Annotated in this window: 10 protein-coding genes; all 10 read left to right on the top strand. The window is 64.0% G+C overall.

From position 1 onward, the window contains the following. Positions 1–16: 16 nt before the first annotated feature. The 10 genes from aspT to ACR0LD_RS16390 all read left to right on the top strand — a co-directional run bounded on the left by aspT (position 17) and on the right by ACR0LD_RS16390 (position 11,506). On the top strand, positions 17–1,702 hold the full coding sequence (gene aspT, locus ACR0LD_RS16435) for an aspartate-alanine antiporter (RefSeq protein WP_480638028.1): 1,686 nt from the start codon (positions 17–19) through the stop codon (positions 1,700–1,702). A 20-nt stretch (positions 1,703–1,722) separates the two neighbouring features. Beyond that, on the top strand, positions 1,723–3,339 hold the full coding sequence (locus ACR0LD_RS16430; protein ID WP_480638026.1) for a bifunctional aspartate transaminase/aspartate 4-decarboxylase: 1,617 nt from the start codon (positions 1,723–1,725) through the stop codon (positions 3,337–3,339). 116 nt (positions 3,340–3,455) lie between these two features. Beyond that, positions 3,456–4,436, top strand: coding sequence for a biotin synthase BioB (gene bioB, locus ACR0LD_RS16425; protein ID WP_480638024.1), 981 nt, complete (start codon positions 3,456–3,458; stop codon positions 4,434–4,436). After that, positions 4,433–5,563: an 8-amino-7-oxononanoate synthase gene (locus ACR0LD_RS16420; RefSeq protein WP_480638022.1), complete on the top strand. Its 1,131-nt coding sequence runs from the start codon at positions 4,433–4,435 to the stop codon at positions 5,561–5,563. The genes bioB and ACR0LD_RS16420 overlap by 4 nt, the downstream gene beginning before the upstream one ends. Then, positions 5,560–6,180 carry a dethiobiotin synthase gene (bioD, locus tag ACR0LD_RS16415; RefSeq protein WP_480638020.1) on the top strand — a complete coding sequence of 207 codons (621 nt, stop codon included), beginning with the start codon at positions 5,560–5,562 and terminating at the stop codon, positions 6,178–6,180. Before ACR0LD_RS16420 ends, bioD begins: the two co-directional genes overlap by 4 nt. Beyond that, positions 6,177–7,463, top strand: coding sequence for an adenosylmethionine--8-amino-7-oxononanoate transaminase (gene bioA / locus ACR0LD_RS16410; RefSeq protein WP_480638018.1), 1,287 nt, complete (start codon positions 6,177–6,179; stop codon positions 7,461–7,463). Before bioD ends, bioA begins: the two co-directional genes overlap by 4 nt. Continuing rightward, positions 7,460–8,077 carry a pimeloyl-ACP methyl esterase BioG family protein gene (locus ACR0LD_RS16405; RefSeq protein ID WP_170367358.1) on the top strand — a complete coding sequence of 206 codons (618 nt, stop codon included), beginning with the start codon at positions 7,460–7,462 and terminating at the stop codon, positions 8,075–8,077. The genes bioA and ACR0LD_RS16405 overlap by 4 nt, the downstream gene beginning before the upstream one ends. Further along, entirely contained in the window at positions 8,074–8,832 is a 759-nt protein-coding gene (locus tag ACR0LD_RS16400; protein WP_480638017.1) for a methyltransferase domain-containing protein, read from the top strand. Before ACR0LD_RS16405 ends, ACR0LD_RS16400 begins: the two co-directional genes overlap by 4 nt. A gap of 107 nt (positions 8,833–8,939) precedes the next feature. After that, positions 8,940–10,805, top strand: coding sequence for a PAS-domain containing protein (locus ACR0LD_RS16395; protein ID WP_480638236.1), 1,866 nt, complete (start codon positions 8,940–8,942; stop codon positions 10,803–10,805). Then, entirely contained in the window at positions 10,805–11,506 is a 702-nt protein-coding gene (locus ACR0LD_RS16390; protein ID WP_170359365.1) for a response regulator transcription factor, read from the top strand. Before ACR0LD_RS16395 ends, ACR0LD_RS16390 begins: the two co-directional genes overlap by 1 nt. Positions 11,507–11,606: the final 100 nt, after the last annotated feature.

Raw genomic sequence — 11,606 nt, 5'->3', positions numbered from 1 at the left:
ACCCGAAAGGCGCAGTATGGTCGATTGGCTGGTCAATATCCTGCAAACCTATCCGGAACTGGCTGTCTTCCTCGCCATCGGCATCGGGTTTTTGGTCGGACCAATCAAGGTCATGGGGTTCAGTCTGGGTTCGGTAACGGGCACCCTGTTGGCGGCCGTCGTGATCGGGCAGGCACAGATCAGTATTGATTCAGCGGTGAAGTCCACCTTCTTCATCCTGTTCATCTTCGCAGTTGGTTACGGCGTTGGGCCGCAGTTCATTCGCGGTCTCAAGGTCGACGGCGCGCGCGAGGTGCTTTTTGCGCTGAGCGTCCTCGCCCTGTGTCTGATCGTGCCGGTCGTGTCGGCCAAGATCGCCGGGCTCGAGCTTGGCTACGCCGCGGGCCTTTATGCCGGCTCGCAAACGATTTCTGCGGCGATCGGAGTGGCGACGGACCAGATCAACCAGTTGGGATTGTCGGCCGAGCAGGCCACAACCTATTCCAACCAGATCCCGGTCGCCTATGCGGTGACATATATCTACGGCACGATCGGGTCGGCGATCATTCTGGCCAAGATCGGCCCGCGCCTGATCGGTGTTGACCTGGTGGCCGCCTGCAAGGAATACGAGGCCAAGCTGAGTGGCGGCGAAGATGTCGAGACCGGAGGCGGCATCGTTTCGGCCTATCGCGCGATCGAGGCGCGCGCTTTTGAGATTCCCGAAGGCAGCGAATTGCTCGGCCAGCCGGTCAAGGACCTGTTGCCCGGTGTCCGCGTCTATGCCGAACGCCTCAGCCGAGGTGGCAAGATCGTTGAGGTTGACGCGGACACGGTGCTGCAAGCGGGTGATGTCGTGATGTTCTCAGGCCGACGCGGTGATCTTGTCGGAGCGCTGGAGCCCAGCCTCAAAGAAGCCGATGCGCCCGAGCTGCTGAGTATCCCATCGGAAAAACTGGACGTTATGATCACAAGCAAGGACGTGCACGGCAAGACATTGGATGAGCTCAGCAAGATGCCTCAGGCCCGTGGCGTGTATGTGTCGAAGCTGACGCGCAATATGATTGATCTGCCGCTGCTGCCGGGCACGGTTCTGCATCGCGGTGACATTCTGACCATTCTGGGCAGCAAGCGCCATGTCGAGGCGGCCATCGCCGAAATCGGGTACGCCGACCGGCCCGTTGACACGACCGATCTGGCCTTTGTGGGCTGGGGCATTTTCATCGGGGGTGTCATCGGCACGCTTGCAATTACAATGGGCGGTTTTCCGATCAGCCTTTCTACCACTGGTGGCGCGTTGCTGGCCGGGCTGCTGCTGGGGTGGCTGCGCACCGTTCACCCGACCTTCGGTCGCATTCCCGCACCGTCGCTGTGGTTGATGAATACGCTGGGCCTGAATGTCTTCATCGCGGTCATCGGGATATCGGCCGGGCCCGGTTTCGTGGCCGGTTTGCAGCAGGCGGGTATCGCGCTGTTGTTATGGGGTATTGTGGCCACGTCTTTGCCGATGATTTTCTCGGTTTATGTCGGGCATTACATATTCAAGTTTCATCCCGCCATCCTGTTTGGCGCCTGCGCGGGCGCCCGGACCACGACGGCTGCGCTCGGCATGATCCAGGAGGCCGCACAAAGCCGGATTCCAGCCCTGGGCTACGGCATGCCCTACGCGATCGGAAACACACTGCTGACGATATTCGGGATGGTCGTCGTTTTGATCCTCAGTTGATTTTGGAAAGGTCTTGAGTCATGGACAGATTGAAGCTGCACGATTACGAAGCCCTCAGCCCCTTTCAGATCAAGGACGAGCTGATTAAGCTGGCCTCGGTCGAGGCGCGCAAATCCAACAGCGCCTTTTTGAATGCCGGCCGGGGCAATCCCAATTGGGTCGCCACCCGCCCGCGTGAAGCTTTCTTTGCGCTTGGCCAGTTTGCCGTTACCGAGTCGCGCCGCGTCATGAATCATCCGGCGGGCCTTGGGGGGATGCCGGCAATGGCAGGTTGCCATGACCGTCTGTTGGAGTGGGGCAGGGCCAATTCCGAGATGCCGGGCGCCGACACGCTTTTGGATGTGATCGACCACGCCATTCGGGCCTTCGGTTTCGACGCTGACGAATTCGTGCACGAACTGACGGACTCGATCATCGGCGACAACTACCCTGTTCCCGACCGTATTCTGAAGCACAACGCCGCCATCGCCCATGAATACCTGATGTGGGCCATGTGTGCCGGGCACCGTCCCGATGCGCAGTTCGACCTGTTTGCGGTGGAAGGCGGCACGGCGGCCATGTGCTATATCTTCAAATCGCTCAAGGCCAACCGGCTGTTGAACCCGGGCGACACGATCGCCCTGTGCACGCCGATCTTCACGCCCTACCTCGAAATGCCCGAACTTGAGGATTACAGCCTCGAGTCCGTTCACGTGGAAACGGACGAGGAAGATGGGTTCCAACTGACCGATGCTGCAGTCGAAAAGCTGAAGGACCCCAAGGTCAAGGCCTTCTTTCTGGTCAATCCGGGCAACCCGTCGTCGGTGGCCCTTAGCAATGCTTCTCTGCGCAAACTCGCGGATTTGGTCGAGAACCACAGGCCGGACCTGATTGTCCTGACTGATGATGTGTACGGCACTTTCGTACATGATTTCACCTCGGTCATGGGCTACATGCCCCGCAACACGATCGGTGTTTATTCCTATTCGAAATATTTCGGCTGCACCGGTTGGCGGCTCGGCGTGATCGCTGTCGCGGAGGATAATATCTTCGACGAAAAGCTCGCCGCGCACCCGGCCGAGATCAAGCAGAATCTCGACAAGCGTTACGGCACGCTCAGCCTGCACCCCAGCGAGATCAAATTCGTCGACAGGCTGGTGGCCGACAGCCGGGATGTGGCTCTGAACCACACCGCCGGATTGTCCCTGCCGCAGCAGGTCATGATGACGTTGTTCTCGCTCTGCGAGCTGGTCGACACAAAGAAAGCCTATCAGACCGCCTGTATCGAACTGGTGCATCGACGGTTCCACCTGCTGACCGAAGCCTTGGGGATCGAGGTCCAGCCGGGCGATCACTACGATGCCTACTACGGCATCATCGACTTCGAGTTCTGGCTGCGCAAATACGTCGGCGAAGAGGTCGTGGACTGGATCAAGAAGAACGTCCACCCGTTGGACATCGCGTTCAAGCTGGCCGAGGACTACGGGATCGTGCTGCTAAACGGCAGCGGTTTCGATGCGCCGAACTGGTCCGCGCGGGTGTCTTTCGCCAACTTGCCGGATGAGGCATATACCCAGATCGGCCGCGCTGTCCGTTCGGTCGCGCGCGGTTATGTGCAGGCCTATCGGGCGGCGAACAACAAGCCACTTCACGGTTGAATCACCGTTAGCGGTCACGGTCATTTTCTGCGCCTGTGACATCGCGGATGTTGCGTTTTTCGGCTTTATTGATAAACCCGGGTAAATCTGAATCATCGGGAATAATTATCTATAAAATGTCGGCTACATCGAACACCTGGACCCGCGAAACCGCTCAGGCCATCTATGACCTGCCGCTGATGGATCTTCTGTATCGGGCGCAGACCGTACATCGCGAGAATTTTGACCCCAACAAGGTGCAGATGTCGCGGCTTCTGTCGATCAAGACCGGCGGCTGCGCCGAGGATTGCGCCTATTGCTCGCAATCCGCGCGCAACGGCTCCAAGCTGAGCGCCTCGAAACTGATCGAGGTCGAACGCGTTCTGGCCGAGGCCCGCAAGGCCCGCGAGTCCGGCTCGACCCGGTTCTGCATGGGCGCCGCCTGGCGCGAGCCCAAGGCGCGCGACATGGATGCGCTGGTGGCGATGATTCAGGGCGTCAAGGCGATGGGCATGGAGACCTGCATGACGCTGGGCATGCTGGACGACACCCAGGTGGTGCAGCTGCGCGATGCCGGGCTGGACTATTACAACCACAACATCGACACGTCCGAGCGTTATTACCCCGAGGTCATCACCACCCGCACCTTCGCTGACCGGATCGACACGCTGAACCGCGTGCGTGAGGCGGGGATGAAGGTCTGCTCGGGCGGGATTTTGGGCATGGGCGAAAACGGTGAGGACCGGATCGACATGCTGGTGACGCTGGCCAACCTGCCCGAGCCGCCGGACTCGGTTCCGATCAACATGCTGATGCCGCAGGCCGATACTCCGCTGGCGGACGCCAAGCCGATCGACCCGATCGATTTCGTGCGCATCATCGCGCTGGCTCGGATCATGATGCCGAAATCCCATGTCCGCCTGTCCGCTGGCCGCAGCGACATGAGCGACGAGATGCAGGCCATGTGCTTCTTTGCCGGTGCCAACTCGATCTTTGCTGGCGACACGCTGCTGACCGCCGAGAACCCCGAGGAAAGCAAGGACGCGATCCTGTTCGCCAAGCTGGGCATCCAGCCGATGGAGGCGGAGTCCGAGGCCCGCGTGGACGCGGCCGAATGACAGCGACCGCAAGGCTGGGCAATGCGCTGAAGGTGCTGGAAACGCGCCATCGGCTGCGCAGGCTTGCGCCCCGCACGGGGCTGGATTTCGCGTCCAACGACTATCTGGGTCTGGCCGGGTCCGACGTTCTGAAACGTGCGGCGCAGGACGCGCTGGACCGGGGCGTTCCGCTGGGCTCGGGCGGGTCGCGCTTGCTGCGCGGCAACCACCCCGAGCACGAGGCGCTGGAAGCCGAGGCCGCCGCCTTTTTCGGCGCCGAGGCGGCGCTGTACATGGGCGGCGGGTTTCAGGCCAATCAAGCCATTTTCTCGGCTCTTCCCGCGGCCGGGGATCTGATCCTGCATGACGAGTTGGTCCATGCCAGCGCGCATGAAGGGATGCGCCTGGGTCGGGCCGAGACCCGTGGTTTTGCGCATAACGACATTTCGACGGCGCGCGCGGTGCTGGCCGACTGGCGCGCGCAAGGCGGCACGGGCCAGGTCTGGATCGCGGTCGAAAGCGTCTATTCGATGGAGGGCGATCTGGCCCCGTTGACCGCCCTGGCCGAACTGGCCCGAGCCGAGCAGGCAGTACTGGTGGTGGACGAGGCCCACGCCACGGGCGTCTTCGGCCCGAACGGGCAGGGACTGGCCCATGGGTTGGACGCCGAGACGTTGACCCTGCACACCTGCGGCAAGGGGCTGGGCGCCAGCGGCGGGCTGATCTGCGGACCGCGTGAAATGATCGACACCCTGATCAACCGGGCGCGGCCGTTCATCTTTGCGACGGCCCCGTCGCCGTTGGACGCCGCAATCGTGCGGGGCGCGCTGCGGGCCGTCGGACAGAACCCAGGCCTGACTTTGGCCGCCCGCGACCGGATGGCTCATGCCCACGCCGAGGCCGCGCGCCTGTGCGGTCTGACCGGATTTCACAGCCAGATCATGCCCGTCATCGTGGGCGAGGACGCGGCCACGATGGATCGCGCGGCGAAACTCCAGCAGCTGGGGTTTGACGTGCGCGGCATCCGCCCGCCCACCGTGCCGCGCGGCAGCTCGCGGCTGCGGGTCTCGATCACCGGCAACGTGGACGCACAGGACATCACGGCGGTGTTTCAGGCCATCGCCGAACAACAGGCAGGACCCGCATGACCACAGTGATCGTGACCGGAACCGACACCGGCGTCGGCAAAACCGTGTTTTCCGCCGGGCTGACCGCGGCCCTCGGCGCGCAGTACTGGAAACCCGTGCAATCGGGGCTTGAGGAGGAGACCGACAGCCAGATCGTGGCGCGCCTGTCCGGCCAACCGGTCCTGCCCGAGGCCTATCTGCTAAACCTGCCCGCTTCGCCGCACCTGTCGGCCGAGGCCGAGGGGGTCGAGATCGACCTTGACCGACTGACCCTGCCGCAGACCGATGGCCCGCTGGTGGTCGAAGGGGCAGGGGGCGTCATGGTGCCTCTGACCCGGCAGGCCTATTACCTTGACCTGTTGGCCCGCTGGCAGGCGCCGGTGATCCTGGTGGCCCGAACGGCCCTGGGCACGATTAACCACACGACCCTGTCGCTGATGGCGCTGCGCGGCGCCGGTTGCCCTATGGTCGGCGTGGCCTTCATCGGGGACCCAGAGCCCGAGGTCGAACAGACCATCATCCAGATGTCGCAGGTGCCCCACCTGGGACGCCTCGGCCGGATCGAGAATCTGACACCCGACACCCTGCGTCACGCCTTCGAGGCGATCGACATGGACACGATCCGAGGTGCCCTGTGACCCCGCTGGAATTTGACGCCCGCCACCTTTGGCACCCCTATACGAACGTGGCCGAACCGGGCCCGATGCATTTGATCGACCGGGCCGAGGGCGTGTATCTGTACCGCGAGGACGAGGCGAAGATGATTGACGCGATGTCCTCGTGGTGGTGCGCCATCCATGGACACCGCCACCCGGCGATCACCGCCGCCATGCAGCAGCAGCTGGACAGGATGCCCCATGTCATGTTCGGCGGTCTGACCCACCGGCCCGCGATTGATCTTGGCCGCAAGATGGTGGCCCTGCTGCCCGAGGGGCTGGACCGGATCTTCTATTGCGACAGCGGCTCGGTCTCGATCGAGGTGGCGATGAAGATGGCGGTGCAGTTCCAGATGGCCCATGGCCGCACCGACAAGGTCGAGTTCGCCACGATCCGCGGCGGCTATCACGGCGACACCTGGAAGGCGATGAGCGTCTGCGACCCCGTCAACGGCATGCACGGGCTGTTCCGCGGCGCGCTGTCGATCCAGCATTTTTTGCCGCGCCCCTCGGTACGTCTGGGCGACGATTGGCCCGAGGACCCGTCGCAGAACGGGCTCGACGCTCTGGAACAGTTGCTGCGGGACAAGGCGCACCGGCTGGCTGCGCTGGTGCTTGAACCGGTCGTGCAGGGCGCGGGCGGCATGTATTTCTATCACCCCGAGTTTCTGCGCCGGGCCAAAGCTCTGTGTCAGGCCCATGACGTTCTGGTGATCTTCGATGAAATCGCCACGGGTTTCGGCCGCACCGGAGAGTTGTTTGCCGCCACCCATGCGGAGGTAACGCCGGACATCATCTGCCTGGGTAAGGCGCTGACAGGGGGGCATATCTCGTTCGCCGCGACCGTGACCACCGAACAGGTGGCTTATGGCATCGGCAACAGCGAGGCTGGCGTATTCATGCACGGCCCCACCTACATGGCCAACCCGCTGGCCTGCGCTGCCGGCATCGCCAGCCTGGGGCTGCTGGAAGACGGCGGCTGGCAGGCCCGTGTGCGGGCCATCGAGGCGCAGATGAAGGCCGAACTGGAGCCAGCGCGCGGCCTGCCAGGCGTGGCCGATGTGCGGGTGCTGGGCGCCATCGGCGTGATCGAGATGGAGCACACGGTCGATCCACGCATCGCGCATCGGCGGGCGCCGGAAACCGGTGTCTGGCTGCGTCCCTTCGCGCGCAACATCTACTGTATGCCGCCCTATGTGATCTCGGGCGACGAGCTGAGCCGGGTGACGGCGGCCATGGTCGAACTCGCGCAGGGCGACGCATGAGGCGGCACTGGCTGACCCGTGACGGTGGAGCGCAGTTGACGCTGGTGTTCGGCGGGTGGGCGCTGGGGCCTGCGCCGTTTGCGCACCTGACCGGGGCGGCGGATGTTCTGCTGGTTGACGACTATCGCAACCTCGATGACGCCCTGCCCGAAACCGGCGATTATGACACGGTCCGCTTGCTGGCCTATTCCTTCGGCGTCGCGTCGGCTGCGCATTGGCTGGCGGGTCACGGGCTGACCTGCGCCCGCAAGGTTGCGGTCAACGGCACGCTGTTTCCGGCGGATGCAGTCCGGGGCATCGCACCCGAGACGGTGGCGGCCACGGCCGATGGCCTGAGCGCGGCCAGCTTTGCCCGGTTCTGCCGCCGTGCCGGGCTGGATGGCGCCGCACCCGAGATCGATTTTGCCGCCGCGGCCGAAGAACTTCGGGCCATCGCAGCGCGCGGACCTGCGCCCGATCCCGGGTTCGACCAGGTCTGGATTTCCGCCTCGGACCGCGTGGTGCCGACGGCTGCGCAGGAAATGGCCTGGGGCCAATCGGACACCGTGCGCCGCATTCCTGGCCCGCACCAGCCTTTCGCGGCGGGGCAGACCTGGGCGGAGTGGTTCGCATGAACGCCATGCCCACGGACCGCATCCGGCGCAGTTTCAGCCGCAGCTTCGACAGCTATCACTGCGCCGCTGGCCCGCAGGCCCGGATCGCCCGCGCATTGGCGCAGCGGCTGGTCGATCTCGGGGCGCCCCGCCAGTTTGGCACCCTGTTCGAAATCGGCTGCGGCACCGGCCATCTGACCGAGGCGCTGCACCAGCAGTTTTCGTTCGATCAGTCCACGCTCAACGACCTGATGGTCGAGGCCCGGGACACTGCGCGGCGATGGGGCGCGGATTTCCTGCCCGGCGATATCCGCAATGTGACATGGCCCGCGCGGCCCGACCTGATCGCCTCGGGCTCGACGGTCCAATGGCTGGACGATCCGGCGGCCGCGGTCCGCCGCGCCATGCATCAGGTCGCACCCGGTGGCTGGGTTGCCATTTCGGGATTCGGCCCCGACCAGTACGCCGAGCTGTCCGCGCTGGGGTCGGCCGCCCGCGCGCCCGGCTTGCGCGCCCCTGATGATCTGGCCGCAGGCATCGGCCCCGAGGTTGAAATCCTTGACCTGTGGCAGGATCGGCAACCGCTGTGGTTCGACACGCCGTTGGAGGTGCTGCGCCATCTGCGTGAGACAGGGGTGAACGGCCGTGCGGCGCAGGTCTGGACCCGCGCCGACCTGACCGATTTCAGCACGCGCTACCGCGCCGCGTTTTCCGGCCCCGAAGGCGTGCGCCTGACCTATCACCCCGTCTGGATCATCGCCCGCAAACCCGGCTAGGGGCCAACCGGTCGCATCCGGCCCCCCTACACCTGCCCGAAAACTGGTGATAGGCCTGTGCCCAGGGGAGGATCGGCTTGGACATTTCCGAACAGCGCATCAAAGAGATGACCACCGCAGGGCTGAACCTGATCGGTCAGGCCCTGTCGATCTATGACGACAAGCTGCGCCTTGTGGTTAGCAACAAGCGCTTTCAGGAAATGTTCGACCTGCCCGAAGCCTTGGTGCAGCCGGGCGCGCTGTTCAGCGACACGATCCATTTTCTGGCAAGCCGGGGCGAATATGGCCACGACCAATCGGTCGAGGATCTGGTCAGCGTCCGGGTCGAACAGGCCTTGGCTTTCGAGCCGCACTACATGGAGCGCGTGCGCCCCAACGGCCAGGTGATCTCGATCGAGGGCGCGCCGCTGCCCACCGGTGGCTGGGTTGCCGTCTATACCGACATCACCAGCACCAAGCGGGTCGAAGAGTTGCTGCGCAGCCGGTCCGAAGAGCTGTCGGATCAGTTGCTGAGCCATGCCGAAGAGCTTTCGGCCACCAACCGGCAACTGGCGGCCACGATCAGCGCGCTGGAAGAGGCCAAGCGCCAGCTGACCGAGATCGAAGCGCGCACCCGCATGACAACCGAGATGATGCCTGCCCATATCGCGCATCTGGATGCCGAAGGGCGGTACGACTATTCCAACCGGCGGCTCAGTTCGGTCCTGCCGGGGCGGCCGTCGGACATCCTGGGGCTGCACATCTCGCAGGCGCTCGGCGCGCACGCCTACGAGCGGGTCCGGCCGCATCTGCAACAGGCCTATGACGGTCAGGCCTCGGTGTTCGAATTCACCGAGGATCAAGATTCGCGCCGTATCCGTGTCTCGTTCACGCCCGATGGCACGGGCGGCGTCTATATTATGTCGGTGGACATCACCGAGGAAACGCAGGCCCGCGTGGCCCTGCAGCAGACCCGACGCCGGGCGATGGCCGCGCAGATGACCAGCGGGCTGGCGCATGATTTCTCGAACCTGCTGACCATCATCCTGGGCATGCAGGCCAAACTGGAAAAGATGGACCTGCCCGAAGACGCCGCCGAGCTTGTGGCCGCAACCCAGCAGACCGCACGACGCGGCGGGCAGCTGCTGAACCGCATTGCCGACATGACCGGCAACCGCACCCCGCAGCCGCAGGCCACCGACATGCGCGGCCTGCTCGAGGATCTGCGCGTGCTGGCCTCGCCTTCGCTTCCGCGTGGCGTGGGGCTGTCGGTGGTCAACAATCTGCCGGACGAGGCGCTGATGCTGGACCCGGGCATGGTGCAGGACGCGTTGTTGAACCTGGTGCTGAACGCCCGCGACGCCTGCGGCAGCAGCGGGCAGATTACCATCAGTGCCCATGCGATCGGCCGGATCTGGGTGGAAATCACCGTATCCGATACCGGTCCGGGGTTTTCGCCGGATGCGCTGGACAAGGCGCTCAACCCGTTTTTCACCACCAAGGGCAGCAAGGGGTCGGGGCTGGGCCTGCCGATGGTCTATGACACGGTCAAGCTGGCAGGCGGAGACCTGCAACTGCGCAATACGCCCTCGGGCGCATCCGTGATGCTGCGGCTGCCCTACCGGCCCGCTCCGCCTGTCCAGTCGGGCTTGGCGCTGCTGGTCGAAGACAGCGACGACTTGCGCCACCAGTTCCGCGACATGCTGGTCGATCTGGGCCTGTCGGTGATCGAGGCGACCTCGGCGGATGAGGCGCTGGTCCTGGCCACCAGCCTGGACGATATCTCGGTGATCCTGTCGGACATCCGGCTGGAGGGCGCTGCCACCGGCATTGATCTGGTCGAACGGCTTGCTCTGCCAATTCCGGTGATCCTGATGACCTCGCTACCCTATGATGACCCGCTGCACCGTCAGGCTCTTGCCAAGGCGCCGGTCCTGCGCAAACCCTTCACCCGCGCGCAATTGTCCGCGCTGATCCGAACCGAGGCCGCCTGATGACCCAACCCCTGGTGACCATTCTGGACGACGAACCCGAGATCCGCCGGATTCTGACCGAAGCGCTGGAGGATGCCGGGTTTAGAACGCAGAGTTTTGCCCGCGCCCGCGAATTCGAAGCGTCACTGAAACGGGTTACGCCGGATGTCTGCCTGGTGGACTTGTCGCTGCCGGATACAGACGGGTTGGCGCTGGTGCATCGGCTGGCGCTGGAACAGGGGGCGGCGGTCATCATCATCTCGGGGCGGGCACAGGTACAGGACCGGGTGACGGGGCTGGAGTTGGGGGCAGATGACTACATCACCAAACCCTTTGACCCGGCTGAGGTGGTGGCCCGCATCCGCGCCCGTCTGCGTGCGCCCAAGGCACAGCAACACCATTCGGATGTGGCTCGGTTCAACGGCTGGACTGCCTATTTCGATCGCTATGTGTTGCTGTCCGATACCGGCGCTGAAACACCGTTTAGCCATGCCGAAGGCGAAGTGTTGCGGTTGTTCCTGGAAAGCCCCAAACGCCTGATCAGCCGCGCGCAGATGCAGGAAACACTGGGTGGCGCAGCCGGTGAAAGCTTTGACAGGGCGATGGACGTGCGTATTTCGCGCCTGCGCACGAAGCTTGGTGAAGACCCGAAAAACCCGCGCCTTATCAAGACGATATACGGCGCGGGGTATATTTTTCTGGGGGATGTCGCATGGGATTGACCAATTCCGCCGGTTGAATTCGACTTGCACGACGCCGAACCAGACCACTGGTGACGCGGTCTGGTTTCTTGGGCTGCCTCTGGAAATCCGGCTGAAGTGA

Source organism: Ruegeria sp. BF8, from assembly GCF_056538625.1.
This window is presented reverse-complemented; position numbering and strand designations above follow the sequence as displayed.